Origin of the sequence: Streptomyces sp. NPDC088194, from assembly GCF_040702025.1 — a bacterium.
GTDB lineage: Bacteria > Actinomycetota > Actinomycetes > Streptomycetales > Streptomycetaceae > Actinacidiphila.
Window position 1 is genome coordinate 183,059 of record NZ_JBFBIV010000001.1, and the last position, 25,167, is coordinate 208,225.

20 protein-coding genes and 2 pseudogenes are annotated in these 25,167 nt (G+C 72.7%); 13 read left to right on the top strand and 9 right to left on the bottom strand.

What is annotated here, in order from left to right:
• Position 1 precedes the first annotated feature (1 nt).
• Positions 2–1,015 carry an alpha/beta hydrolase gene (locus tag AB0399_RS00750; protein ID WP_329366369.1) on the top strand — a complete coding sequence of 338 codons (1,014 nt, stop codon included), beginning with the start codon at positions 2–4 and terminating at the stop codon, positions 1,013–1,015.
• Positions 1,016–1,187: 172 nt separating this feature from the next.
• On the opposite strand, the gene AB0399_RS00755 is transcribed toward AB0399_RS00750, so the two are convergent.
• Positions 1,188–1,862, bottom strand: a complete 675-nt coding sequence (locus AB0399_RS00755; protein WP_103890795.1) for a Crp/Fnr family transcriptional regulator — start codon at positions 1,860–1,862, stop codon at positions 1,188–1,190.
• 293 nt (positions 1,863–2,155) lie between these two features.
• On the opposite strand from AB0399_RS00755, the gene nth reads away from it, so the two are divergent.
• The 3 genes from nth to AB0399_RS00770 all read left to right on the top strand — a co-directional run bounded on the left by nth (position 2,156) and on the right by AB0399_RS00770 (position 4,944).
• On the top strand, positions 2,156–2,953 hold the full coding sequence (gene nth / locus AB0399_RS00760) for an endonuclease III (protein WP_328467364.1): 798 nt from the start codon (positions 2,156–2,158) through the stop codon (positions 2,951–2,953).
• Positions 2,950–3,633 carry a CoA pyrophosphatase gene (locus AB0399_RS00765; RefSeq protein WP_329366366.1) on the top strand — a complete coding sequence of 228 codons (684 nt, stop codon included), beginning with the start codon at positions 2,950–2,952 and terminating at the stop codon, positions 3,631–3,633. Before nth ends, AB0399_RS00765 begins: the two co-directional genes overlap by 4 nt.
• A 111-nt stretch (positions 3,634–3,744) precedes the next feature.
• The gene (locus tag AB0399_RS00770; RefSeq protein ID WP_328467368.1) at positions 3,745–4,944 is read left to right on the top strand and encodes a MarP family serine protease; all 1,200 of its coding nucleotides are present in this window, start codon (positions 3,745–3,747) and stop codon (positions 4,942–4,944) included.
• A 318-nt stretch (positions 4,945–5,262) separates the two neighbouring features.
• Here AB0399_RS00770 and AB0399_RS00775 read toward each other — a convergent pair whose 3' ends face one another.
• The 6 genes from AB0399_RS00775 to AB0399_RS00800 all read right to left on the bottom strand — a co-directional run bounded on the left by AB0399_RS00775 (position 5,263) and on the right by AB0399_RS00800 (position 14,028).
• Positions 5,263–6,270, bottom strand: coding sequence for an alpha/beta hydrolase (locus tag AB0399_RS00775; RefSeq protein WP_329366364.1), 1,008 nt, complete (start codon positions 6,268–6,270; stop codon positions 5,263–5,265).
• 13 nt (positions 6,271–6,283) lie between these two features.
• Complete coding sequence (locus AB0399_RS00780; protein WP_329366362.1) at positions 6,284–6,760, bottom strand: phage holin family protein; 477 nt, start codon at positions 6,758–6,760, stop codon at positions 6,284–6,286.
• Between the two features lie 80 nt (positions 6,761–6,840).
• On the bottom strand, positions 6,841–8,238 hold the full coding sequence (nhaA, locus tag AB0399_RS00785; RefSeq protein ID WP_366409789.1) for a Na+/H+ antiporter NhaA: 1,398 nt from the start codon (positions 8,236–8,238) through the stop codon (positions 6,841–6,843).
• A 255-nt stretch (positions 8,239–8,493) separates the two neighbouring features.
• Positions 8,494–10,452: an acetate--CoA ligase gene (acs, locus tag AB0399_RS00790; protein ID WP_366409790.1), complete on the bottom strand. Its 1,959-nt coding sequence runs from the start codon at positions 10,450–10,452 to the stop codon at positions 8,494–8,496.
• An 87-nt stretch (positions 10,453–10,539) separates the two neighbouring features.
• Positions 10,540–12,819: a SulP family inorganic anion transporter gene (locus AB0399_RS00795; protein ID WP_366409791.1), complete on the bottom strand. Its 2,280-nt coding sequence runs from the start codon at positions 12,817–12,819 to the stop codon at positions 10,540–10,542.
• A gap of 207 nt (positions 12,820–13,026) precedes the next feature.
• Positions 13,027–14,028 carry an ATP-binding protein gene (locus AB0399_RS00800; RefSeq protein ID WP_329366355.1) on the bottom strand — a complete coding sequence of 334 codons (1,002 nt, stop codon included), beginning with the start codon at positions 14,026–14,028 and terminating at the stop codon, positions 13,027–13,029.
• Positions 14,029–14,133: 105 nt separating this feature from the next.
• Here AB0399_RS00800 and AB0399_RS00805 point away from each other — a divergent pair, with 105 nt between their 5' ends.
• The gene (locus tag AB0399_RS00805; RefSeq protein ID WP_329366353.1) at positions 14,134–14,991 is read left to right on the top strand and encodes an oxidoreductase; all 858 of its coding nucleotides are present in this window, start codon (positions 14,134–14,136) and stop codon (positions 14,989–14,991) included.
• 362 nt (positions 14,992–15,353) lie between these two features.
• Here the strand turns inward: AB0399_RS00805 and AB0399_RS00810 are convergent, their stop codons facing one another.
• Positions 15,354–16,199, bottom strand: coding sequence for an HAD family hydrolase (locus AB0399_RS00810; protein ID WP_329366351.1), 846 nt, complete (start codon positions 16,197–16,199; stop codon positions 15,354–15,356).
• 449 nt (positions 16,200–16,648) lie between these two features.
• On the opposite strand from AB0399_RS00810, the gene ssd reads away from it, so the two are divergent.
• From ssd to AB0399_RS00845, 7 genes and pseudogenes are all read left to right on the top strand, one after another.
• Positions 16,649–17,767 (top strand): septum site-determining protein Ssd, encoded by a 1,119-nt coding sequence (gene ssd / locus AB0399_RS00815; RefSeq protein ID WP_366409792.1) that lies wholly within the window; start codon positions 16,649–16,651, stop codon positions 17,765–17,767.
• On the top strand, positions 17,764–18,918 hold the full coding sequence (locus AB0399_RS00820) for a TadA family conjugal transfer-associated ATPase (RefSeq protein ID WP_366409793.1): 1,155 nt from the start codon (positions 17,764–17,766) through the stop codon (positions 18,916–18,918). Before ssd ends, AB0399_RS00820 begins: the two co-directional genes overlap by 4 nt.
• Positions 18,919–19,112: 194 nt before the next feature.
• A pseudogene (locus tag AB0399_RS00825) lies at positions 19,113–19,973 on the top strand (type II secretion system F family protein); the annotation flags it as partial.
• A 236-nt stretch (positions 19,974–20,209) separates the two neighbouring features.
• Positions 20,210–20,884 carry a type II secretion system F family protein gene (locus AB0399_RS00830; RefSeq protein WP_366409794.1) on the top strand — a complete coding sequence of 225 codons (675 nt, stop codon included), beginning with the start codon at positions 20,210–20,212 and terminating at the stop codon, positions 20,882–20,884.
• Between the two features lie 229 nt (positions 20,885–21,113).
• Entirely contained in the window at positions 21,114–21,335 is a 222-nt protein-coding gene (locus AB0399_RS00835) for a DUF4244 domain-containing protein (protein WP_366409795.1), read from the top strand.
• Positions 21,336–21,417: 82 nt separating this feature from the next.
• Positions 21,418–21,723: a TadE family type IV pilus minor pilin gene (locus AB0399_RS00840; protein ID WP_366409796.1), complete on the top strand. Its 306-nt coding sequence runs from the start codon at positions 21,418–21,420 to the stop codon at positions 21,721–21,723.
• Positions 21,724–21,746: 23 nt separating this feature from the next.
• Positions 21,747–21,986 (top strand): annotated as a pseudogene (locus AB0399_RS00845) (Rv3654c family TadE-like protein); the annotation flags it as partial.
• Between the two features lie 104 nt (positions 21,987–22,090).
• On the opposite strand, the gene AB0399_RS00850 reads toward AB0399_RS00845, so the two are convergent.
• Positions 22,091–24,622, bottom strand: a complete 2,532-nt coding sequence (locus AB0399_RS00850) for a DEAD/DEAH box helicase (RefSeq protein ID WP_366409797.1) — start codon at positions 24,620–24,622, stop codon at positions 22,091–22,093.
• A 191-nt stretch (positions 24,623–24,813) separates the two neighbouring features.
• Here AB0399_RS00850 and bldG point away from each other — a divergent pair, with 191 nt between their 5' ends.
• Complete coding sequence (gene bldG, locus AB0399_RS00855; RefSeq protein ID WP_031520166.1) at positions 24,814–25,155, top strand: anti-sigma factor antagonist BldG; 342 nt, start codon at positions 24,814–24,816, stop codon at positions 25,153–25,155.
• Positions 25,156–25,167: the final 12 nt, after the last annotated feature.

Sequence of the window (25,167 nt, forward strand, 5' to 3'; positions counted from 1 at the left end):
GATGACCGCTGCCGCGCCCCGCCCACCCTCGCCCCAGCCCGCCGACCGGGCGGCGGCCGAGGAGGCATCGGCGTTCGGCCACGACCCCGTGCCCCCGGACGCCACCGCGTCCTACGGCGCCCACCCCGACCAGGTGGTCGACTTCTACCGGCCCGCCGGGGCCGGTACCGCCCGCCCGGCACCCCTGGTGGCGCTGCTGCACGGCGGCGCCTGGCGGGAGGCCCACGACCGCACCCACGTCTCCCCGCTCGCCGCGCATCTCGCGGCGCGCGGGCTGGCGGTGGCGTCGGTCGAATACCGCCGCGGCGGTACGGGCGGCGCGGCGGGCGGCGCACCAGGTGGTGCAACGGGTGGTCCGGAGGCACCCGGCGTCCCGCCGGGCAACGGCAGGCAACTGCCCCGGCAGGCGGAGGTCCAGGCGGAGACCGCCGAGCCTGCGCTTCCGCCCGCCGGCCGCTGGCCCGACACCTTCGACGACGTCGCCGCCGCGATGGACGCCCTGCCCGCGCTCGCCCGCGACGCCCTCGGCGAGGACACCGTCGACCCCCGCCGCATCGTGCTCACCGGGCACAGCGCGGGCGGCCACCTCGCGCTGTGGGCCGCCGCCCGTCACCTGCTGCCCGCCGACTCCCCTTGGCACCGCCCCGCACCTCCAGCCCTCCGCGGTGTCGTGGCCCTCGCCCCGATCGCCGACTTCACCTCGGCGATCCGGCTGCGCGTCTGCTCCGGTGCGGTGCTGGACCTCCTCGGCGGACCGGACCACGCCACCGACCGCCTGCCCCACGCCGACCCGGCCGCGCTGCTTCCCACCGGCATCGCCACCACCATCGTGCACGGCACCACTGACAATGAGGTTCCGCCGCAGGTCAGCGCGGCTTTCGCCCGTGCCGCCGGAGCGGCGGGGGAGGAGCCCACCGTGGCGTGGCTGCCGGCCACCGGCCACTTCCCGCTGATCGACCCGTCGAGCGACGCGTGTACGGCCGTGGCGGACGAGATCGGCCAACTCGCCTGGTGACTCCGCCCGAGGGCAAACCAAAGCGCCGGTGCCCATCCATCGATGGGCACCGGCGCGAACGGTAAGGGCGACCTCACCGGGGACGGCCGCGGGCCGCGTTCCGGCTCGGATACGACGGCCCCACCGGGGGCCTGCTGCTGCCGCAGACCGGCTACCGGAAGCCAGCCACCGGCTACCGGCTGCGCTTCGCGAGCCGCTCCACGTCGAGGAGGATGACCGCGCGAGCCTCCAGCCGCAGCCAGCCGCGGCCGGCGAAGTCGGCGAGCGCCTTGTTCACGGTCTCGCGGGAGGCGCCGACGAGCTGCGCCAACTCCTCCTGGGTGAGGTCGTGCACGACGTGGATGCCCTCTTCGGACTGCACGCCGAAGCGGCGGGACAGGTCCAGCAGGGCCTTGGCGACACGGCCGGGCACGTCGGAGAAGACCAGGTCGGACATGACGTCGTTGGTGCGGCGCAGGCGCCGGGCGACCGCGCGCAGCAGCGCGGTGGAGACCTCGGGCCGTACGTTCAGCCAGGGCTGGAGGTCGCCGTGGCCCAGGCCGAGCAGCTTCACCTCGGTGAGCGCGGTGCCCGTGGCGGTGCGCGGACCGGGGTCGAAGAGCGACAGCTCGCCGATCAACTCGCCGGGGCCCACCACGGCCAGCATGTTCTCCCGGCCGTCGGGCGAGGTGCGGTGCAGTTTCACCTTGCCCTCGGTCACGACGTACAGCCGGTCCCCGGGGTCACCCTCGTGGAACAGCGCGTCGCCACGCGCCAGCGTGACCTCGGTCATGGAGGCACGCAGTTCAGCGGCCTGCTCGTCGTCGAGCGCCGCGAAAAGCGGGGCACGGCGCAGAACGTCGTCCACGAGCTCTCTCCTTGTCGACTGTCGACATCACCGGGTTGTCCGCCGGGCTGTCCCCATGATGCATGACACGAGAAACAGTGCGATCAATCACAAGTTTGTCTTATGTGTGCGCGGCGCCGTGCCGCGGGGGTCCGATTGGCGGTCGGAATTCCGTGGTTAGGGGCGGCGCTGCCGCCGAACGAGTGGCCACCACGGGGTGTTCCGCTGTCAGCGAACACGCTACCGGAGCCGACCTCGGAAGGCACCGGTGTGACCGGTCCCACGCTGTCGGACCTTCGGCGTAGCCTTCGTACATGGCAGAGAGCAAGGTCGGCAAGGCCCCCAAGACGGAGTCCCAGGTAGCGAAGGTCCGCAGGGCCCGCCGGATCAACCGCGAACTCGCCGAGGTGTATCCGTACGCACATCCGGAGCTGGACTTCGAGAACCCGTTCCAGCTCCTGATCGCCACGGTGCTGTCCGCGCAGACCACCGACCTGCGGGTCAATCAGACGACGCCCGCGCTGTTCGCGAAGTACCCGACGGCGGCGGACATGGCGGCGGCCGACCCGGCGGACCTGGAGCAGATCCTGCGGCCGACCGGCTTCTTCCGGGCCAAGACGAGGTCCGTGCTGGGCCTGTCCGCCGCGCTGCGGGACGAGTTCGGCGGCGAGGTGCCCGGCCGCCTGGCCGACCTGGTGAAGCTGCCCGGCGTCGGCCGCAAGACCGCGAACGTGGTGCTGGGCAACGCGTTCGGGGTGCCCGGCATCACCGTGGACACCCACTTCGGCCGGCTCTCGCGCCGCTTCGGCTGGACCACCTCGCAGGACCCCGAGGAGGTCGAGCGGGATGTGGCCGCGCTCTTCCCCAAGTCGGACTGGACGATGCTGTCGCACCGCGTCGTCTTCCACGGCCGCCGGATGTGCCACGCCCGCAAGCCCGCCTGCGGGGTGTGCCCGATCGCCGCGCTCTGCCCGTCGTACGGCGAGGGCGAGATGGACCCGGAGAAGGCGAAGAAGCTGCTGAAGTACGAGAAGGGCGGCTTCCCCGGGCAGCGGCTGAACCCGCCGCCGGACTACCCGGGGCAGCCCGCGCCCCCGCTGGGCGCCTCATGACGCGGTCCTGGGAGGCCGGCGCGTCGAAGGTGGACGTCAGCGCCGGCGGGCTGCCGCAGTGGCTGGAGCCGGTGGTCGAGGCCGTCGACACCGTGCGGCCCGAGCAGCTCAGCAGTTTCCTGCCGCCCGACGGAGGGGGGCGGCAGTCGGCCGTGCTCGTGCTGTTCGGCGAGGGCGATCAGGGGCCTGACCTGCTGCTCATCGAGCGTTCCGCGGCGCTTCGTTCGCACGCGGGTCAGCCGTCCTTCCCGGGCGGCGCGCTCGACCCCGAGGACGGCGACCCGGACGGCGAGGGCCCGCTGCGGGCGGCGCTGCGCGAGGCCGAGGAGGAGACCGGCCTCGACCCGGCGGGCGTGCAGCTCTTCGGCGTCCTGCCGCGGCTCTACATCCCGGTGAGCGGTTTCGTGGTCACTCCGGTGCTGGGCTGGTGGCGCGAGCCGAGCCCGATCCGCGCGGTCGACCCCGCGGAGACCGCTCGCGCCTTCCGGGTTCCCGTGACGGATCTCACCGATCCGGCCAACCGTGCGACTCTCGTGCACCCCAGCGGTTTCCGCGGCCCGGCCTTCCTCGTCCAGGGCGCCCTGGTGTGGGGCTTCACCGCCGGCCTGATCGACAAGTTGCTGCACTACGCGGGCTGGGAGCGGCCCTGGGACCGGGAGCGCACCGTGCCGCTGGCCTAGCGGCGGACCGTATCCGCACCGCATGGCCGCCGGGCCCGTCCGTGTGCGCGGACCGGACCGGCGGGGCCGTACCGCCCCACGCGCTCAGGCCGACGTGAGACCGTGTTCCCCGTGAACGTGCTGGACATCCTGCTCATCCTCGCCGCTGTGTGGTTCGCCGTGATCGGCTACCGGCAGGGCTTCGTCGTCGGCGTCATGTCGGTGATCGGCTTCCTCGGCGGCGGCCTGGCCGCCGTCTACCTGCTGCCGCTGCTGTGGGACAAGGCGACGGACCATGCGACCCCGGGCTCGGCCGCGGTGATGTCCGCGGTCGTGATCGTGATCGTGTGCGCGTCGGTGGGGCAGGCGTTCACCACGCACCTGGGCAACAAGGCGCGCACCCGCATCACCTGGTCCCCGGCCAGAACCCTGGACGCGGGCGGCGGCGCCCTGGTCAACGTGCTGGCGATGCTGCTGGTGGCGTGGCTGATCGGCAGCGCGCTGGCGACCACGACGCTGCCGACGATAGGGCGCGAGGTGCGGTCGTCGAAGGTGCTGATCGGGGTGTCCCGGGTGATGCCGCCGTCGGCCGACACCTGGTTCACCGACTTCAGCGACACCCTGGCGCAGAACGGCCTGCCGCAGGTCTTCGGCACGTTCGGCTCCGAGCCGATCACCTCGGTGCCCGCCCCCGACCCCGCGCTGGTCGGCAGCCCCGCGGTGGCCGATGCCCGCCCCAGCATCGTCAAGGTCGTCGGCACCGCCCCGAGCTGCGGGAAGGTGCTGGAGGGCTCGGGCTTCGTCTTCGCCAAGGACCGGGTGATGACCAACGCGCACGTCGTCGGCGGCGTCTCCGAGCCCACCGTGCAGGTCGGCGGCAAGGGCCGGCTGCACGACGCCCGCGTGGTCCTCTACGACTGGCAGCGCGACATCGCCGTCCTCGACGTGCCCGGGCTGGACGCGCCCGCGCTCCACTTCGCCACCACGAGCGAGCAGAGCCGCGACGACGCCATCGTGGCGGGCTTCCCCGAGAACGGCCCCTTCGACGTGCGCGCCGCCCGGATTCGGGACCGCATCAAGGCCAGCGGGCCGGACATCTACCACCGCGGCACCGTGCACCGCGACGTGTACTCGCTGTACGCGACGGTCCGGGCGGGGAACTCCGGCGGTCCGCTGCTGACCACCGACGGCGAGGTCGCCGGGGTGGTCTTCGCGAAGTCCCTGGACGACTCGCACACCGGTTACGCGCTGACCGCCGCCGAGGTGGCCCCGGACGTCACGGCCGGGCGTACCGCGAACCGGCAGGTGGACACCGAGGGGTGCGCGCTGTGACGCGGACCCGCGGTCTCATTCCTTCACATGGCGCAGCCGAGCGCTGACCCAGCGGGCCCGGCGGCCGAGTATGCGGGGGATACCGAGACGGCCGGCCCCCGAGGGGATCAGCGTCATCGGGACCCGGTCGGCGGCTGCGAAGCTGCGGTGAGTGCGTGATACGTCACGGTAGTCGTGCGTCGAACCCATACGGAGCTACGTGCCCGCGCCGATAGGTCGGTAATCGCCCTCGGGTCGTCCGATTGGCTTATGCGCCCGGCATTTTGGCGATCATCGTACTGTCGCAATGTGGCCGTAGTGCGGCCGTATCACGCCGGTTCAGCGGTCCGGTTCCGGGTCCTTGAGCCAGTTGACCAGCTCGGTCGAGAAGGCCACCGGGTCCTCCTCGTGCGGGAAGTGCCCGAGGCCGTCGAAGAGCCGCCAGCGGTAGGGCGCCTCGACGTACTCCCCGCTGCCTGCCACGCTCCTGGTGCCGACCGCCCGGTCGAGCGAGCCGTGCATCTGCAGGGTGGGCACGCGCACCGGGCGCTTCATCCGGCGGTTGAACTGGAGGCCGTCCGGCCGTGCCATCGACCGCACCATCCAGCGGTAGGGCTCGACCGCGCAGTGCGCCGTGGACGGGATCTGCATGGCCTCGCGGTAGACGTCGATCGACTCCTCGTCCAGTGGCCGCGGTCCCGACCAGTCCCGGATCATCTGGCCGACCAGTGCCGCGTCGTCGGCGACGAGTTGCCGTTCGGGCACCCAGGGCCGCTGGAAGCCCCAGATGTAGCCGCCCGACCTGCTCTGCCGCAGGTCGGTGAGCATCGCGGCCCGCCAGCGTCGTGGGTGCGGCATCGAGCAGACGGCCAGCCGACGTACGAGCTTCGGCCGCATCGCGGCGGCGGTCCAGGCCAGGTATCCGCCCAGGTCGTGGCCGACCAGCGCGGCGTCGGGCTCGCCGAGCGAGCGGATCACCCCGGTCACGTCGAGTGCCAGGTTGCCGGGGTCGTAGCCGCGGGGCGTACGGTCGCTGCCGCCGACCCCGCGCAGGTCCATCGCGACCGCGCGGAAGCCCGCGTCGGCGAGCGCGGTGAGCTGGTGCCGCCAGGCCCACCAGAACTGCGGGAAGCCGTGCAGCAGGAGCACCAGCGGGCCGTCGCCGGCCTCGGCGATGTGGAAGCGGGCGCCGTTCGCGGCCACCTCGCGGTGGGTCCAGGGTCCGTCGAGGCGGGGTACCTGGCCGCCGCGGCCGAGCTCCGCGCCGCCCGGCCCGCTCCGGTCCGTCGCGTCCGGCACCGGGACGGGCCGGTTGGGCTGGCTGGGCGAGCCGGCGGGGAGGTTCATGGTGTCGAGCGTGTCACATCTTCGATTCGAGCGCGGGAGCCGCGACGGTGGCGCCCAGCGGCTCGGCGTCCTGCGGACCGAGCTCGCGCGGGCGCGGCTTGGCCTTCTGCAGCACCGCGGCGGTCTCCTTGGCCGAGGCGATGGAACGCTCCGGCTTCTTCACCTTCTTGAACCGGCCGTACGCCAGTGCGGCGAGCAGCACGCCGAGGACCACGAAGGCACCGCACACGATGCCGAACGACGCGTCGAGCGGCAGTCCGGTGCGGTGGATGACGTACGCCAGTGCCATGCAGCCCATGGGTACCGCGAACAGGCAGAGCGCCAGCGCCACGATGAGCGCGCCGCTGCCGATCGTGGCGCGCTTCACGTCCTGCCGGATCTCGGTCTTGGCCAGCGCGATCTCGTCGTGCACCAGGGCGGACAGCTCCGTCGTGGCGGCGGAGAACAGCTCGCCGAGGCTGCGCTCGTCACCGTTCGAGGCTGGGCTCATCGAGTCCTCCGTGGTCGTCGCACCGCTTCGCTCGCGGGTGGTGTGGTCCGGACAAGGGAATGTCTGCCCCCGATCATGCCTTACGTGCCGTCAGGGCCGCCCGCCCGCCGCCGCCGGGCGAGCGCGGCGAGCCTGCGGTGCTCGGCGGCCTGGCGCTCCAGGATCTCGGCCATCCGCATGTGGTACGCGGGTTGGTCCTGCTCGTAGATGTCGGGGATGCCGTCCCCGTCGTCGTCCCGCTCCTCCTCCGTGGTCAGCTTCCGGTATCTGTCGTTGCGCAGTTTGAGCAGGACCGCGGCCAGCACGGCCGCGATCACCGAGCCGACCAGCACGGCGGCCTTGGCCTCGTCGGCGAGCTTCGGGTGGGCGGCGAAGGCGAGTTCGCCGATCAGCAGGGAGACGGTGAAGCCGATGCCGGACAGCGTCGCGAGCGCCAGGACGTCCGGCCAGCGCAGGTCCGGGTTCAGCTCCGCGCGGGTGAAGCGGACCGCCAGCCAGGTGCCGCCGAACACCCCGATGGTCTTGCCGCAGACCAGGCCGAGGACGACGCCGAGGGTCTCCGGGCGGTGGAACACGTCGGCGAGCGCACCGCCGGAGATCGACACGCCCGCTGCGAACAGCGCGAACAGGGGTACGGCCAGGCCCGCCGACAGCGGCCGCACCAGGTGCTCGACGCGCTCGGCCGGCGGGTGCTGCTCGTCGCCCTGGCGGGTACAGCGCAGCATCAGGCCCATGGCGACGCCCGAAATCGTGGCGTGGACGCCGCTGTTGTACATCAAGGCCCAGGTGACGAGCGCGAGCGGGACATACACGTACCAGCCGTGCACGCCGGCGCGTTGCAGCAGCCAGAACAGCACCAGGCACGCTGCCGCGCCGGCCAGGGCCGCGTAGTTGAGGCCGGAAGTGAAGAAGATCGCGATGATCAGGATCGCGAAGAGGTCGTCGACGACGGCGAGGGTGAGCAGGAACGCGCGCAGTGCCGAGGGCAGTGCGGTGCCGAGCACGGCGAGGACGGCGAGCGCGAAGGCGATGTCAGTGGCGGTGGGCACCGCCCAGCCCTTGAGCGCGCCGCCGCCCGCGGCGGCCACCACGGTGTACACGAGCGCGGGCGCGGCCATGCCGCACAGGGCGGCGATGACGGGAAGCGCGGCCTTGGCCGGTTCGCGCAGTTCGCCCGCGACGAGTTCGCGTTTGAGTTCGATGCCGGCGACGAAGAAGAAGATGGCGAGCAGGCCGTCCGCCGACCAGTGCGCGACGGACAGGCGCAGGCCGAGCGCGGACGGGCCGAAGTGGAAGTGCGCGGTGGACTCGTAGCTGTGGTGGAGGGTGTTCGCCCAGATGAGGGCGATGACGGCGGCGAGCAGCAGCAGGATGCCGCCGACGGTCTCGGTGCGCAGGGCGTCGGCGACGAAGTTCCGTTCGGGCAGCGGGAGACGGCCGAAGAGGACTGAGGAGCGGCGGCGCGGCTGCTCGGTCACGGGGGGTGGCCTCCTGGGCGTCGTAGCCGGCTGTGGACACAGTTGTCCTGTGTGCCGACCAGACTTCCCGGCGCGCCCATAAGTCTCGTCGCCATGGTGCGGCGACGCGGGGTCAGCTTAACCCGGACGGGTGAAGGGGCGAGGGGGACCACGACGAGGGGCGCCCGCACTGCTGGAGTGCGGGCGCCCCTTGGGCCGTGACGGGCTCTTACGTTGTGACGGTTCCTACGCTCTGACGGCTCTTAACCGGCCTGGTCAGTCCTCGCTGGGGGCGGAGGGCAACTTGGTCTGGATCAGGTCCATGACGGAGGAGTCGGTGAGGGTGGTGACGTCGCCCAGCGCGCGGTTCTCCGCGACGTCGCGCAGCAGGCGGCGCATGATCTTGCCGGAGCGGGTCTTGGGCAGCTCGGAGACGATCAGGACGCGCTTGGGCTTGGCGATCGGGCCGAGTGTCCTGCCGACGTGGTCGCGCAGCTCGCCGACGAGTTCGGCGCTGTCCTCGGCGGTGCCGCGCAGGATCACGAACGCGACGATGGCCTGCCCGGTGGTCGCGTCGGCGGCGCCGACCACGGCGGACTCGGCGACCTTGGGGTGCGAGACGAGCGCGGACTCGACCTCGGTGGTGGAGATGTTGTGGCCGGAGACCAGCATCACGTCGTCGACCCGGCCGAGCAGCCAGATGTCGCCGTCCTCGTCCTTCTTCGCGCCGTCGCCCGCGAAGTAGCGGCCGGGGAAGCGGGACCAGTAGGTGTCGATGTAGCGCTGGTCGTCGCCCCAGATGGTGCGGAGCATCGACGGCCAGGGCTCGGTGAGGACCAGGTAGCCGCCGGAGCCGTTGGGCACTTCGTTCGCCTCGTCGTCCACGACGGTGGCCGCGATGCCGGGCAACGGGGTCTGCGCGGAGCCGGGCTTGGTCTCGGTGACGCCCGGCAGCGGGCTGATCATCATGGCGCCGGTCTCGGTCTGCCACCAGGTGTCCACGATCGGCGTCTTGCCGGCGCCGATGTGCTCGCGGTACCAGATCCACGCCTCGGGGTTGATCGGTTCGCCGACGCTGCCCAGGACGCGCAGGCTGCTCAGGTCGAAGTTCGCGGGGATGTCGTCGCCCCACTTCATGAACGTGCGGATCGCCGTCGGCGCGGTGTAGAGGATGCTGACGCCGTACTTCTGCACGATCTCCCAGAACCGGCCCTGGTGCGGGGTGTCGGGCGTGCCCTCGTAGATCACCTGGGTGGCGCCGTTGGCGAGCGGGCCGTAGACGATGTACGAGTGGCCGGTGACCCAGCCGATGTCCGCGGTGCACCAGTAGACGTCGGTCTCCGGCTTGAGGTCGAAGACGGCGTGGTGGGTGTAGCTGGCCTGGGTGAGGTAGCCGCCGGAGGTGTGCAGGATGCCCTTCGGCTTACCGGTGGTGCCCGAGGTGTAGAGGATGAACAGCGGCTGCTCGGCCTCGAACGCCTCGGGGGTGTGCTCGGTGGACTGGCGACCGGTGATCTCGTGCCACCACACGTCGCGGTCCGAAGTCCACTCCACGTCCTGGCCGGTGCGGCGGACCACCAGGACGTGCTCGACCTGCGGGGTGCGGGACACCGCGTCGTCGATGGCGGGCTTGAGCGCGGACGGCTTGCCCCGGCGGTAGCCGCCGTCGGCGGTGATGACCAGCTTCGCGTCGGCGTCGTCGATGCGGGAGGCGACGGCGTCGGCCGAGAAGCCGCCGAAGACCACCGAGTGCGCTGCGCCGATCCGGGCGCAGGCGAGCATCGCGACCACGGCCTCGGGGATCATCGGCAGGTAGACCGCGACGCGGTCGCCCTTGCGCACGCCGAGTTCCGTCAGGGCGTTGGCGGCGCGGGACACCTCGTCCTTCAGCTCCGCGTACGTGATCGCGCGGCTGTCGCCCGGCTCGCCCTCGAAGTGGATGGCGACGCGGTCGCCGTGGCCGGCCTCGACGTGGCGGTCCACGCAGTTGTAGGCGACGTTCAGCCGTCCGTCGGCGAACCACTTCGCGAACGGCGGGTTCGACCAGTCAAGTGTCTGGGTGGGCTCGGTCTCCCAGGTCAGACGGCGGGCCTGCTCGGCCCAGAAGCCCAGCCGGTCGGCCTTGGCCTGTTCGTACGCGGCCGCGGTGACATTGGCCGCAGCGGCCAGTTCTTTCGGGGGAGCAAACCGCCGCTCCTCCTTCAGCAGGTTGGCCAGGCTCTCGTTGCTGCTCACGCCAGCTCCTTGTCAGGGTGTCCCAGATGTCCCGCCACTACCTCATCAGTCCTGGAGCACCCTGACAAGAGCCTCCGGTGAACTGGTTTAGACCTTTGTGATGAGAGTGACTGCTGATGTGCCTGCGTCCTCGTCCTGCTGCCGAGGCGTGCCGGCCTCCGGCCGGATCGGTGCGAACACCCCGGTGGGGTGGTCGAGGATGTACGCCTGCGCCTCGGCGACGTGGAAGTACATGCCGTGCAGTTGGAGGGTGCCGTCGGCGATCCGGCGGGCCACGCACGGATGGGCCGTCAGGTGCTCCAGCTGGGTGATGACGTTGACCAGTGCGAGGCGCTCCTGGTCGTCGGCCGCCGGGCGGCCTTCGAAGGTGGGGACGGCGGCGTGGCCGGCTGTGGAGCCGTTGTCGTGGTCCACGGCGGCAACGGCGTTGAGCCGGGCCAGACTCGGTCGGCCGTGCCGCAGCCATCTGGCCAACGGGGTCCGGGCGCCTGGTTCGTGGTCGGAGCCGAGGAGTGCCTGCATCGCGCCGCATCCGGAGTGCCCGCACACGGTGATGCTGGAGACCCGCAGGACGTCGACCGCGTACTCCACGGCGGCGGCCACCGAGTCGCAGGACGCGTCGGAACCGGGCGGCGGCACCATGTTGCCCACGTTGCGGACGGTGAACAGGTCGCCCGGGCCGCTTGAGGTGATCATGCTGGTGACCAGCCGGGAATCGGCGCAGGTCAGGAAGAGCTGACCAGGGCGCTGGCCTTCGCGGGCGAGCCGGGCGAGTTCGTCGCGCACCAGCGGGGCGGTGTGGCGCTGGAAGTTGCTGACCCCGCCGAGCAGTTGGCCGCCGCTGGTGGCCGGGATGGCCGCGGGGCGGGTGCAGTGGTGGTTGTGCCAGGGCGTCCAGGGGCGGCAGATGTGCGCGCTGACCGGTTCGCTGACGGTCCGTCCGGAGCCGTCGCCCAGGACGACCCGGCCACCGCGTGAGCGGTGCCGCGCGCACCACGCGCTCAGCGCCTCGTAGGCGGCGTGGTCCATGAACGAGCCGTCCAGTTCCACCACGACGCTCGCCCGCTCCGGCACCTCGGCGAACGCCTTGGTCAGCCGGGGCACCGCCAGGAATGTCAGTTGGCCGCGGGCGCGGACCCGGTGGCACGCCGTCTCTTCGGTGACGGTGACCCGGGTGTGGGTGAGGCTGCGCAGTGCGAGGACGGCGGCGACCGCGATGCCCGCGGCCACTCCCTGGAGCACCCCGAAGACCACCACGGTGCCGAGGGTCACCGCGTACACCGGGAACTCGCGGTGCCTTTGGATGTGCCGGATGTGGGCGAAGCTGACCATGCGTACGCCGACCAGCATCACCAGTGCGGCGAGCGCCGCGAGCGGGATCTGCTCCAGGACGCCGGCCGCGAGCCCCGCGCACAGCAGCACCCAAACACCGTGCAGCACCGTGGCCCGGCGGGTGCGGGCCCCCGCCTCGACGTTGGCGGAGCCACGCATCGCGCCGCCCGCCACCGGCAGTCCGCCGAGCAGCCCGGACACGACATTGGCCGCACCCTGGCCGAGCAGTTCGCGGTCGAGGCGGGCCGGGGGAGCGTGCGGTCCCGGGCGCCGTGCCTGCAGGGCGTCCACCGCGACGGCCGACAGCAGCGCCTCCATGCTCGCCACCAGGGTGACGGTCAGGACGGCCGCGACGAGCGCGGAGACCGGGCCGCCGGGCATGACCGGCAGGCCAGGCGCGGTCAGGCGCGGCAGATCGACCCGCGGCACCGACCATGCGGCGCTCACCGCGGTGGCCAGGGCGACCGCCGCGAGTGGTGCCGGGACGGCGCGCAACGCCCGGGCCCGGCCGCGCAGCCGCGGCCAGCCGAGCAGCACGCCCACGGTGACCGCGCCGATGACCGGGGTGATGGGGTGACTGTGCATCAGTTGATCCGGCAGCGCCGCGATGTTGGCGAGCGCGGAGATCTGCGGGCTGCCGCCGAGCACGACATGCAGTTGCCCGACGGCGATGACCGTGCCGATGCCGGCGAGCATGCCGTGCACGATGGCCGGGCTGACCGCGAGCGCGGCTCTGGCCACCCGCAGCCCGCCGAGCAGCAGTTGCGCCAGCCCGGCCAGCACGGTGATCGCGCAGGTGGCCCGCCAGCCGTAGCGCTCGACGAGGCCCGCGGTGATGACGACCAGGCTGGTGGCGCCGCCGCTGACCTGCAGCGGCGCCCCGCCCAGCAGTCCGGCGACGATGCCGCCGACCGCCGCGGCGACCAGGCCGGACTGCAACGGGGCGCCGGTCGCCAGCGCGATGCCGAGCGACAGGGGCACGGCGATCAGGAAGACGGTGATCGACGCGGACAGATCGGACCGATGGCATCTCATGGGCTCCCCACTCCTTCATTCCCTTGACACTCTCAAGCATCTGTAAATGGAGAGTAATGGAATGACTGCGGAGAGTGAAGCCCAGAATCCGAATCCGTGTGCTATTTCCGTCTTTCGAGTGAACTGGTGCTGGTGGTGGTCGCGCTTGATCGAGGTGACGGGCCGTCGCGCCGCGGGGGCGAGGTGGACCCGAGCGGACCCCGTGGGTCAGTGCGCGAGCGCGGCGGGCGCTTCGATCAGGTCCTCGCTGAGCGTGAAGTCCGGGTCGATCTGGGCAGCGAGGTCGGCGCCGGTCCTGGCGTTGCCCCAACTCTCCGCGTTCTTCCGGTGGAAGTGCGCCATCTGCTGGGTGTAGCGGTCCCAGTCGCGGGCCTGGTACGAGCGGTCGGCGCGCTCGTGCATGACGCGCAGGGCCTGGCGGTTCGGCTCTTCCAGCTGTTCGAATCGGGGCGGGCCGCCCTTCTCCATCGCCCGTACCCAGTCCGAGTGCCCGACGGTGACCAGCAGGTCGTCTCCGACCTCGGCCCGCAGGAAGGCGAGGTCGTCCTCGCCGTGCACCTTGTTGCCGATCACGACCAGGCCCACGCCGAAGTCGCGGGCGTACTCCTTGTACTGCCGGTAGACCGCGACGCCCTTGCGGGTCGGCTCCGCCACCAGGAAGGTCAGGTCGAACCGGGTGAACAGGCCCGAGGCGAAGGAGTCGCTGCCCGCGGTCATGTCGACCACCAGGTACTCGTCGCGGCCGTCCACCAGGTGGTTCAGGCACAGCTCGACCGCCCCGACCTTCGAGTGGTAGCAGGCCACGCCGAGGTCCGACTCGGTGAAGGGACCGGTGACCATCAGCCGTGCGCTGCCGGCGTCGGGGCCGAACGCGAGCGGGCGGGCGCACGCCGTGTAGACCGGGTTGTCCCCGCGCAACCGCAGCAGGCGGGAGCCGCGCCCGGGCGGGGTGGTCTTGATCATGCTGTCGGCCGAGGCGATGAGCGGGTTGGAGCCGCGCAGGTGCTCCTTGATCTCCGGCAGGTGCGCGCCGAGCGAGGGAAGCGCCGCCGCGTCGTCCTCGTCGAGCCCGAGCGCGGGGCCGAGGTGCTGGTTGATGTCCGCGTCGATCGCGACGACGGGGACGCGGGCGGCGGCGAGATGGCGAATGAACAGGGAGGACAGCGTCGTCTTGCCGCTGCCGCCCTTCCCAACGAAAGCGATCTTCATGTTCACTGAGCGTAGGGGTGTCTCCGGGGAAGAACTGACGGGGAGTGGGCAAGGCCACTCGATCGTGGTCTTTCCGGGCTGCGAGCGGTGCGTAGGGTCGGGGACATGGCTACGAACGCTGCTCCTTCTCCCGCTCCCGGGCAGGCGGACCCGCTGGTCGTACTCGCCGCGCTGCCGGGCGTGCCCGACGCGGTGGAGTCCGTGCGGCAGGCCGTGGATCGGGTCTACGGTCACCGGGTCATGCGCCGACGGGCCGGCGAGGTCGCGTCGGAGGCCGCCCTGCGCGGCGCCCGGGCTTCCGCGGCGCTCGCCGGCGCCGACTGGCCGCTGGAAGAGGTGCGCCGCCGCAGCGACTTCTCGGCCGACGACCAGTCACGAGCGGTCGGTGCCGCGCTGCGGGTGACCGCCGAGGCAGGACAACTCCTCAGCGTGTGGCGGCAGTCGCCGGTCCAGGCACTGGCCCGGCTGCACCTGGTCGCGGCCGGCGGGGCCGCCGAGGAGCCCACGGTCGGGCGGCCGCGGCTGAGCGGCGAGCCGGTGGTCGACGAGACGGCCGGGTTCGAACAGATCCCGCTGCCCGAGCCGTCCGAGGTCGCGGCGCGGCTCGACGGACTGGTCGGACTGCTGCGGTCGGGCTCTGCGGCGCCCGCGCTGGTGGTGAGCGCGGTCGTGCACGGCGAGCTGCTCTGCCTGCGCCCCTTCGGCTCGTTCAACGGCTCGGTGGCCCGCGCCGCCGAACGGATCGTCCTGGTCGGCAGCGGGCTGGACCCCAAATCCATCTGCCCCGCCGAGGTCGGCCACGCGGAGCTGGGCCTGGCCGGATACCTCAAGGCCCTGGAGGGATACGCCTCCGGTACGCCGGAGGGGATGTCCGAGTGGATCGCCCACTGCGGGCGGGCGCTCGAACTCGGGGTACGCGAGAGCGTCGCGGTCTGCGAGGCGCTTCAGCGCGGCGCGGCCTGAAGGAGAATGCGGCGACACCCGCGGGTGCCGCCGCTCGCCACGTCCGCCGAGTTACCAGTGCGTGCTCGAATGGTGCCGATCAGGGCGGGGACTTTGCCCGCTTCCTGGTGCGGCTGGCCCGGTTGGCGGGTCGGCTACGCGTGGGTGCCCGGTTTTCGTGCTCGGTCCGTGGGGCCAACTGCTGAACTGCGGTCTTCCTCTCGGAAGTCCGTGGTCTCGCGGGCCGCTAACTCTTTTGTACTCCCGACCGGCAGGTAGTGGAACCCCTGGCTGTACTTTTTACTTTTGCCGCCAATCGGGACATTTCGCTTGACTTTCTGCCACCTCGGGTCGCTGTGGCCCCAGTGGCCTCATCGGTGCGGTCAGGACGCCGCCAGTGGACGGCGCCGGCGCGCCGCGAGCCACACCAGCCCGGCGGTGGCGGCGGCGGCGCCGATCGCGGCCGCGGCCAGAACCGGGCGAGGCGGCATCGAGAGCGACTGGATGCGCTGCTTCAGGCGCACCGGGCGGCTGAAGGTGAGGATCGGCCAGTCCCGTGCGGAAGCCTCCTTGCGTAGCGCCCGGTCGGGGTTGACCGCGTACGGGTGGCCGACCGATTCCAGCATGGGGATGTCCGTAGCCGAATCGCTGTAGGCGAAGGACCGTTGCAAGTCGTAGCCTTCGGACTCCGCCAGCCGGGTGATGGCTTCGGCTTTCGCCGGACCGTAGACGTAGTGCTCGATCTCCCCGTTGTAGGCGCCGTCGGCTACCACCATCCGGGTGGCCACGACGTGGTCGGCGCCCAGCATCTCCCCGATCGGCTCGACGACTTCGGACCCCGAGGCGCTGACGATCACCACATCGCGGCCTGCCGCGTGGTGCTCCTCGATCAGTGAGGCGGCCTCGTCGTAGATGATCGGGTCGATCAGGTCGTGCAGGGTCTCGGCGACGATCTCCCGGACCTGCTGCACATTCCAGCCGCGGCACAGATCAGAGAGGTATTTGCGCATACCTTCCATCTGGTCGTGATCTGCGCCGCCGACGAGGTACACGAACTGGGCATATGCGGTACGCAATACCGCTCGCCTGTTGATGAGCCCGCCGTGGTAGAAGGACCGTCCGAAGGCGAGCGTGCTGGACTTGGCGATCACGGTCTTGTCGAGATCGAAGAACGCCGCAGTGCGCGGGTGCAGGTGGTTTTCCACGAGACGAGCATAGGCAACCACCATTCGGCCTAAGGTCCGGCGCGTGGGTTTGCCTGAGAGTGCCTTCGGGTACACCATGGAAGTCACGGATCGTTCGCGACCGTGCTAACCCGGTCTGGCTCCTCCCCCCCCGAGTCGGACCGTGGGGACGACCCCCGCTCTCCCCCCCGGCGGGGGTCGTCGCATGTCCGGATGCGTTTGGGCGGTCGGCCCCGGGGGCTGCGGCACCAGTCGGCATGTTCATGTTGCTCCCACTCCTTCGCGCATGTGTGCGTTTCTATGTGTACGACACGTGACGTTCGGTAATCGTTCGCGGATCTCGTGGAACTCACCCGTCCGGGTGGCGAAGTTATCCACAATCGCCGAGTTATCCACAGATTCCGACCAAGATCATCTCAATTCCACTTCCTGTCCCAAGCTGATCGCAGGCGAAGCACGCCGTGCTCGCACGACTAGCGACAGGGGACAGGGAAATGGCCCGGACCAACGCATCCGATCGACCGAGCGGCGCTACCGAAGCGGCCCGCGGACCGCTCATTGTGACCGAGGACGAAAGCCTCCTCGACGATCTGCTCAGACTGTGCGCCGCGGCCGGCACGGAACCGGAAGTCGTCTTCACCGCGCCCCCGCGCGCGGTGAGTTGGGACAACGCACCACTTGTCCTGGTCGGAGTGGAAGCATCCGGAAGGGCCCGCGGCTGCGGGCGGCGCAAGGGCGTTCTGCTGGTCGGACGCGGCGGCACCGACTCGGCCGACTCCGAAGCGTGGCGCCGGGCCGTCGCGGTCGGGGCCGACCATGTCCTGTTCCTGCCGGCCGCCGAGACATGGCTGGTGGACCGCCTCGCAGATGTCGCCGAGGGCAGCGGCGGCCCGGCCCTGACCATCGGCGTGGTCGGCGGGCGCGGCGGCGCCGGTGCCAGCACCCTGGCCTGCGGCCTCGCGGTCACCGCCGCCCGCACCGGCCTGCGCGCCATGCTCGTCGACGGAGACCCGCTCGGCGGCGGCCTGGACATCCTGCTCGGCGCGGAGCGCACGGGAGGGCTGCGCTGGCCCGACCTCGCCGACTCCCGCGGCCGGGTCAACAGCGGAGTGCTGGAGGAATCGCTGCCCCGGCTCGGCTCGCTCAGCGTGCTGAGCTGGGACCGCGGGCAGCCCGTGCTCATTCCGCCCCAGGCGATGCGGTCGGTGCTGGGCGCCGCCAGGCGGCGGGGCGGGGTGGTCGTCGTCGACCTGCCGCGCAAGGTGGATGACACCGTCGCCGAGACGCTCGGCCAAGTGGACGTGGGACTGCTGGTGGTGCCCGCCGAACTCCGCGCGGTGGCCGCGGGATGCAGGGTGGCCGCTGCCTTCGCCCAGGAAATCGACGACCTGCGGGTGGTCGCCCGCGGGCCGTTCGGTTCCGGCCTGGACGGCGCCGAGATCGCCCGGCTGGTCGGCCTGCCGCTCGCCGGGGAACTGGCGCCGGAACCCGCGCTGGCCGACCCGATGTCCGGCGGCGCACCACCGGGTTCCGCCACCCGCGGCCCCCTCGCACGCTTCAGTGGCGCCTTCCTCGGGCAGGCGCTTGCGGCGACCGGGTGCGTGGCGGCATGAGCGCCGCACTGCTGGACGCGGTCCGGCTGCACCTCGCCGAACACGGCGGCGAACCCACCCCGGCCCGTGTCGCGGCCGCGCTGCGCGCGCAAGGACGCCTGATCGGGGACTCCGAAGTGCTCGACGTGGTCGCCGCGTTGCGTTCCGAACTGGTCGGCGCGGGCCCGCTGGAGCCCCTGCTGGCCGACCCCGACGTCACCGACATCCTCGTCAACGCACCCGACCAGGTCTGGATCGACCGGGGCCGCGGTCTTGAACGCAGCCCGATCCGGTTCTCCGACACAGCCGCGGTGCGCCGCCTCGCGCAGCGGCTGGCCACGACCGCCGGCCGCCGCCTCGATGACGCGAGGCCCTGGGTCGACGCCCGACTGCCGGACGGCACAAGGCTGCACGCGGTGCTGCCGCCCGTCGTGGTCGGCTCGCCCTGCCTGTCCCTGCGTGTCGTGAGAGCCCGCGCCTTCACCCTCACCGAACTCGTCGCGGCCGGCACGCTCGACGAGGAGACCGCCGCGCTGCTGCGCGCGATGCTCGACGCGCGGTTGTCGTTCATGATCAGCGGCGGCACGGGCTCGGGGAAGACCACCCTGCTCAGCTGCCTGCTCGGCCTGGTCGACCCAGCGGCCCGAATCGTCCTCGCCGAGGACTCGGCCGAACTGCGCCCGGACCACCCGCATGTCGTCCGGTTGGAGACCCGGCCCGCCAACCAGGAGGGCGCCGGGCAGGTCACGCTGCGGGACCTGGTGCGGCAGGCACTGAGGATGCGGCCCGACCGGCTCGTGGTCGGCGAGGTCCGCGGCGCCGAGGTGCTCGACCTCCTGGGTGCCCTCAACACCGGCCACGAGGGCGGCTGCGGCACCGTTCACGCGAACGCTGCGGCGGATGTGCCCGCACGTTTGGAGGCGCTCGGTTCGACCGCCGGCCTGGACCGGGCCGCGCTGCACAGCCAGTTGGCCGCCGCGCTGTCGGCCGTCGTCCACCTGGTGCGGGACGGTGAGGGCCGCCGCAGGGTGGCCGAGATCCATGTCCTGAGCCGACGCCCGGACGGGCTGGTCGGCACCGTTCCCGCGCTGGTCCGGCACACCGGGGGCGGTGCCGAACGCGGCCCGGGCTGGCAGCGCCTGACGGATCTGTGCTCGGTGGGTGCGTCATGAGCGCGGCGACCTCTCCGGCGGTGACTCCCGCCGTCGCGCTGTGGGCCGCGCTGCTGGTGGCCTGCCTGCCCGCCTGGACGGCTCTGCAGCGGCACGGACGCAAGCGCCGGGCGTGCGGCCTTCTGAAGGGCCCACAAGCCCGTCCTGCGCCCGCTCCAGGCGGTGTTGGGCGAGGGCGGGCGTGGTGGAGCCGCGTGGTCGCCGGCAGCCGGGTGTGGATCGGCGGCCGAGGCCCGGGCAGGCGTCGGCGGTCGGGCCGAGCGCTCCTTGGCGGGTGGCGTGACAGGCGTCCGGGCGGGCGTGGAGATCCGGGCAGCGATGCCGGGCGCCGAGCGGCGGGGACCGTCGGGGCGCGGCAGAGCGGTGGCGGCCCCGAGTGGCTGTGTCTGCCCGCCGGCGCGGTGCTCGCGGCGATCACCTGGTCGGTGGTGCCGATGGTCGCGGGAATGGTCGCGATGCCGTTGGTGCGGGGCGCTTTGCGAGGCCGCGCCGAGCGGGCGGCGGCCGAACGGACCGCGGCTGCCGTGAGCGCGCTGTGCGGCACCCTGGCGGGTGATCTGCGGGCAGGACGGCCACCGCACGCAGCGCTCGCAGACGCGGTGCAGTCGGCTGGATGGCCCGGCTCGCCCGAACTGGGCCGGATCTCGGGCCTGCTGCTGTCCGCCGCCCGGTTCGGCGGGGACGTGCCACGAGCGCTGCGCACGGCTGCGCGCGTCGAGCCGGGCGCACAGGGGCTCGCTGCGGTGGCCGCGTGCTGGCAGGTCGCGGTGGACGGCGGTGCGGGGCTGGCCGCGGCGCTGGACCGGGTCGCCGCCGCGCTGCGCGCCGAAGCGGACCAACGCGAAGAACTCCGTGCCCAGTTGGCGGGCCCGCGCTCCACGGCGGTGCTGTTGGCGCTGCTCCCCGTCTTCGGGCTGGTGCTGGGCACGGCGCTGGGCGCAGACCCGGCGGGGGTGCTGCTGCACACACCCGCCGGGCTGGCCTGCCTGGTCGCGGGCGCGTTCCTGGAGTGGGCCGGTCTGGCCTGGACGGCGCACATCATCCGGGCGGCCGAGGGCGGGCCGCCCCGTGGCGCGGAGAGTGATCCGCGCGGCCCTGAGCCGGGCGGGGCGGGAACGCGGTCCGCCCGGGTGGCGCGGGGGTCGGCTGCGGAAGGGGGCCGGCCATGAGCGGCGGGTCTGTCCACAGCCTGGGGACGGCGGCGGCCGTCGTGGCGGCAGTGTGCGCCGGGGCGGCGGGAGGGATGGCGACGAGGGAGCGCAGGCATGGCGGTGTGCGCAGGCTGCGCCGCGTGCTGCAGGGAGCGCGGCCGGCCAGGGCGCGCCGGGCGTGGCGGGGAAGGGCTCGCCGTGCCGGGCGGACCTGGCTGCCGGTGGTCGCGCCGGCGCTGGGGGCGGTGGTGCTTGTGGGCGGCGTCGCGGGCGTTCTGGCCGGGATCGTGATCGGGGCCGGAACGAGGGTGGCGCTCGCCCGGCGTCGGCCTCCCGCCGTCGAGCGGGCGGCCGGCGCGGAAGCCGATCCGGCCGAACTGCCGCTGTGCGCTGACCTGATGGCGGCCTGCCTGGCAGCGGGCGCCACGCCCGGGGAGACGGCCGGGGCGGTGGGGCGGTGCCTGGACGGGCCGTTGGGGGCCGCGCTGCTGCGGGCCGAGGCGGAGTTGCGGCTCGGCGGGGAGCCGTCGGAGTGCTGGGGCAGGTTCGGGCGGCTGCCCGCGGCGAGGGCGATGGGCCGTTGCCTGGCGAGGGCGTCGACGACGGGCAGCGCACCGGTGGCCGAAATGGCGCGGCTGGCCGCGGACTACCGCGCCGAGCAGGGGCGTTCGGCCCTCGCCCGGGCCCGCAAGGCGGCGGTGCTGGCGACCGCGCCGCTGGGCGTGTGCTTCCTCCCGGCCTTCCTGCTGGTGGGTGTCGCCCCGGTGGTGATGGGGCTGGCCGGGGCGGTGCTCGGCGGCCCGATGAGCGGATGAGGAGGTGGCGATCGACGGCCTGCCGTGCCCCGCCCGGCCGGCCGCGCCGATGGGAACAGCAGGGAAACGCGGGAGCCCGGCACGGCCCGAGGCCGCGAGCCGCCGCACACGCGAGCACGTGACGCGGCCGGACCGGCGAGTCGACGGACGGCAGCGGCACCGGTGACGCGGGCAGTGGCATCGGATGCGGGGCCGGCAGAAAACACAGGAAACCAGGAGGAGAACGGAAATGGCGATGCGGAAGAAGACGGAGCGGGTGGCGTGCTGGTGGGCCGGACGGGTCCGGCGGTGCCGGTCCGCGGCCGACGCGGGGATGAGCACCGCGGAGTACGCGGTGGGCACGATCGCGGCCTGCGGGTTCGCGGCGGTGCTCTACAAGATCGTGACGAGCGGGCCGGTGCGGACGGCGATGACCTCGGTGATCGAGAAGGCACTCCATGCGCCGTTCTGAGCCGTTGAGGAGGGCCGTTCGGCCCGAGCGGGCCGGACCGGTGCGCCGCCGGGACGGGGGCTACGTCACGGCGGAGGCGGCCGTGGTGATCCCGACGCTGGTGGCGCTGGCCGGGTTGCTGGTGTGGGGGCTGATGGCGGCGGCCGCACAGATCCGCTGCGTGGATGCCGCCAGGGCCGGGGCGCGCGCTGCTGCGCGGGGGGAAGGCGGGGGGGATGTGGTGCGGGTGAGCCGCGCGGCAGCGCCGAAGGGAGCGGAGGTGAGGGTGCGCCGGGGCGGGGGGTTGGTGCGGGTGCGGGTGACGGTGGGTCGGCCGCGGTTTCCGGTCACGTTGACGGCGGAGGCGGCCGCGTTGGACGAGGAGACGGTGGGGGGTGGTGGGCCGTGAGACGGGACCGGGGGTCGGCAACGGTGTGGTCGCTGGGGCTGATGGCGGTGTTGATGGCGATCTTCGCGGGTGTGGCGCTGATGGGGCGGGCGGTGGTCGCCAGGCATCGGGCGGGCGGGGCCGCGGATCTGGCCGCTCTGGCCGCGGCGGACCATGCGCTCGACGGTGAGGCGGTGGCGTGCGGGCTGGCCGAGCGGGTGGCGGCCGCCCAGGGAGCGGTGCTGCGCGGGTGTGCGGTTGCGGGGGAGGTGTCAGAGGTCGTCGCCGAGGTCGGGGGAGCGCGGGTGAGGTCGCGGGCGGGGCCGGCGTCGGGGTCGGGGCGGGTCCCGGAGGACGGCCCGGCTCGACCGGCGGGCTGGGCTGCGGGCTACGGCTGCGGTCGCGGGTCCTGGCCGGAAGCGAGCAGGCAGTCCAGGAGACGGACGGCGGCGGCTTTGTCGAGCGGGTCGTTGCCGTTGCCGCACTTGGGCGACTGCACGCAGGAGGGGCAGCCGTGGTCGCACTCGCAGGAGGAGATGGCCTCGCGTGTGGCGGCGAGCCAGCTGCGGGCGGTGCGGAAGGCGCGTTCGGCGAAGCCCGCACCGCCCGGGTGGCCGTCGTAGACGAAGACGGTGGGCAGGCCCGTGTCGGCGTGCAGCGGTATGGACACGCCGCCGATGTCCCAGCGGTCGCAGGTGGCGAAGAGCGGGAGGAGGCCGATGGAGGCGTGCTCGGCGGCGTGCAGAGCGCCGGGCAGTTCCTCGGGATGGATGCCGGCGGCGTCGAGTTGGGCATCGGTGACGGTCCACCAGACGGCGCGGGTGCGCAGGGTACGAGGAGGGAGGTCGAGTTTGGCCTCGCCGAGGATCTCGCCCGTCAGCAGCCGGCGGCGCAGGTAGGAGACCACTTGGTGGGTGACCTCGACGGAGCCGAAGTGGATGCGGGCATCGCCCCAGGGCTCCTCGACGTCGGTCGACAGCACACGGACGTCGGTGGTGTCGCGGGCCATGGTGGAGAAGGGCGGGTCGGCGCGCTCGACCAGGGCGACGGAGTCGTCGAGGTCCAGGTGCCGCACGAGGTAGGTGCGGCCCTGGTGGAGGTGGACGGCGCCCTCGTGGACGGTGGTGTGGGCCGAGGACGCGTCCACGGTGCCCAGCAAACGCCCGGTGCCCGCCTCGACGACCTGGATCGGGGCGCCGCCCTCCCCGCGGATGTCGGTGAGGTCCGCGGCCCGCTCCCGCCGGGTCCAGTACCAGCCGTTGGCCCGGCGGCGCAGCAGCCCGCGCTTCTCCAACTGCGGTACCAGATCGGCGGCTTCGGGCCCGAACAGCGCCAGGTCGTCGTCGGTCAGCGGCAGTTCGGCGGCGGCCGCACACAGGTGGGGCGCGAGGACGTACGGGTTGTCCGGGTCGAGGACGGTGGATTCGACGGGCCGTTCGAAGATCGCCTCGGGGTGGTGGACGAGATACGTGTCCAGCGGGTCGTCGCGGCCGACCATGACCGCGAGCGCGCCTTGGGCGGTGCGCCCGGCCCGCCCGGCCTGCTGCCACAGCGAGGCGCGGGTGCCCGGGTAGCCGGCCAGCAGGACGGCGTCGAGGCCGGAGACGTCCACGCCGAGTTCGAGGGCGGAGGTGGACGCCAGGCCGAGCAGCCGTCCGGAGTGCAGGTCGCGCTCCAGGGCGCGGCGCTCCTCGGGCAGGTAGCCGCCGCGGTAGGCGGCGACGCGCTGCGGGAGGGAGGCGTCGATCTCGGCGAGCCGCTCCTGGGCGATGAGGGCGACGAGTTCCGCGCTGCGCCGGGAGCGGACGAAGGCGACGGTCCGTACGCCTTGGAGGACGAGGTCGGTCAGGAGTTCGGCGCACTCGGCGGTGGCGGTGCGGCGGACCGGGGCGCCGTGCTCGCCCGACAGTTCGGTCAGCGGCGGCTCCCACAGCGCGAAGGCGAGTTCGCCGCGCGGCGAGGTGTCCTCGGTGACCTCGACGACGGGCACGCCGGTCAGGCGGGTGGCCGCCTGGGCCGGGTCGGCCGCGGTGGCGGAGGCGAGCAGGAAGACCGGCTCGGCGCCGTAGCGGGCGCAGATCCGCCGCAGGCGGCGCAGCACCTGGGCGACATGGGAGCCGAAGACGCCGCGGTAGGTGTGGCACTCGTCGATGACGACGTAGCGCAGTCCGCGCAGGAAGGAGGACCAGCGGGCATGCCCGGGCAGGATGCCGCGGTGCAGCATGTCGGGGTTGGTCAGCACGTAGGTGCCGTGCCGGCGGACCCATTCGCGTTCCTCGAACGGGGTGTCGCCGTCGTAGACGGCGGGGCGGACCGCGGTGCCCAGTGGTGCCGCGAGCGCACTGACCGCGCGGCGCTGGTCGGCGGCGAGCGCCTTGGTGGGCGCGAGGTAGAGCGCGGTGGGCCCGCGCGCCCCCGCCGCGCCCGCCCCGGCCCGCCGCGCCGCGGCCGTACCGCCACGTCCGGCCCTCACGGCCTGTCCGGCCTGTCCGGGCCCTCCGCCGTCCGCCCCGGGCACCTGCGCGCCGGGGGCCCCTGCCGGCCCGTCCGGAGCCCCTGGCGCCCCCGCGTCGTCCGACCCGCGCTGCTCCGGCAGCAGCGCGCTGAGCACCGGCGCCAGATACGCCAGCGACTTGCCGGAGGCGGTGCCGGTCGCCACGACCACCGACTCGCCGCGCAGCGCGTGCCCGGCGGCGAGTGCCTGGTGCTCCCACGGACGGTCGATCCCGGCCGCGCGGATCGCGTCGACGACCTCCGGACGGATGCCCTCCGGCCAAGATGCATGACGGCCGACCCGCGGGGGCAGGTGCTCCGTATGGGTGATGCGTATGGCGCGGTCAGCCCCCGCGGAGAGCCGCTCCAAAGCGGTCCGTGGGGACGGGCGGCCGTGCGCCGACTGCGGAAGTTGATCCTGGGCCATCGGCACTCAGTGTGTCACCGGCATGACGGACAATCGCAGTAAGGCGTCGTGCGGGCCCACCGCGAAGTGATTGAATGCCATCGCGGCCCAACTCCTTCCCCCACCTGTCGGTGGAGGAGTCGCCACTACCGTTAACGTTTCGGTGGAGGCCCCAGGGGGGCGCCGCGTCGATGCAAGGTGCTGGAGGATCAGTGGACCTGTCCCTGTCGACCCGAACCGTCGGCGATCGCACGATCGTCGAGGTCGGCGGCGAGATTGATGTGTACACCGCGCCCAAGCTGCGTGAGCAGCTCGTGGAGCTCGTGAACGACGGGAGTTACCACCTCGTCGTGGACATGGAGGGAGTCGACTTCCTCGACTCGACCGGCCTGGGTGTGCTCGTCGGTGGGCTCAAGCGGGTACGTGCGCACGAAGGATCGTTGCGTCTGGTGTGCAACCAGGAGCGGATTCTGAAGATTTTCCGAATCACCGGTCTGACCAAGGTGTTCCCCATTCACACCTCGGTCGACGAGGCTGTCGCGGCGACCGACTGACGTTCGTCCGAG

Excerpts from the sequence above, each read along its gene's own strand:
- AB0399_RS00750 (WP_329366369.1), top strand. The coding sequence starts at position 2 with ATGACCGCTGCCGCGCCCCGCCCACCCTCGCCCCAGCCCGCCGACCGG.
- nth (WP_328467364.1), top strand. The coding sequence starts at position 2,156 with ATGGCAGAGAGCAAGGTCGGCAAGGCCCCCAAGACGGAGTCCCAGGTA.
- AB0399_RS00765 (WP_329366366.1), top strand. The coding sequence starts at position 2,950 with ATGACGCGGTCCTGGGAGGCCGGCGCGTCGAAGGTGGACGTCAGCGCC.
- AB0399_RS00775 (WP_329366364.1), bottom strand. The coding sequence starts at position 6,270 with ATGAACCTCCCCGCCGGCTCGCCCAGCCAGCCCAACCGGCCCGTCCCG.
- AB0399_RS00780 (WP_329366362.1), bottom strand. The coding sequence starts at position 6,760 with ATGAGCCCAGCCTCGAACGGTGACGAGCGCAGCCTCGGCGAGCTGTTC.
- AB0399_RS00795 (WP_366409791.1), bottom strand. The coding sequence starts at position 12,819 with ATGAGATGCCATCGGTCCGATCTGTCCGCGTCGATCACCGTCTTCCTG.
- AB0399_RS00800 (WP_329366355.1), bottom strand. The coding sequence starts at position 14,028 with ATGAAGATCGCTTTCGTTGGGAAGGGCGGCAGCGGCAAGACGACGCTG.
- AB0399_RS00805 (WP_329366353.1), top strand. The coding sequence starts at position 14,134 with ATGGCTACGAACGCTGCTCCTTCTCCCGCTCCCGGGCAGGCGGACCCG.
- AB0399_RS00810 (WP_329366351.1), bottom strand. The coding sequence starts at position 16,199 with ATGGTGGTTGCCTATGCTCGTCTCGTGGAAAACCACCTGCACCCGCGC.
- ssd (WP_366409792.1), top strand. The coding sequence starts at position 16,649 with ATGGCCCGGACCAACGCATCCGATCGACCGAGCGGCGCTACCGAAGCG.
- AB0399_RS00820 (WP_366409793.1), top strand. The coding sequence starts at position 17,764 with ATGAGCGCCGCACTGCTGGACGCGGTCCGGCTGCACCTCGCCGAACAC.
- AB0399_RS00835 (WP_366409795.1), top strand. The coding sequence starts at position 21,114 with ATGGCGATGCGGAAGAAGACGGAGCGGGTGGCGTGCTGGTGGGCCGGA.
- AB0399_RS00850 (WP_366409797.1), bottom strand. The coding sequence starts at position 24,622 with ATGGCCCAGGATCAACTTCCGCAGTCGGCGCACGGCCGCCCGTCCCCA.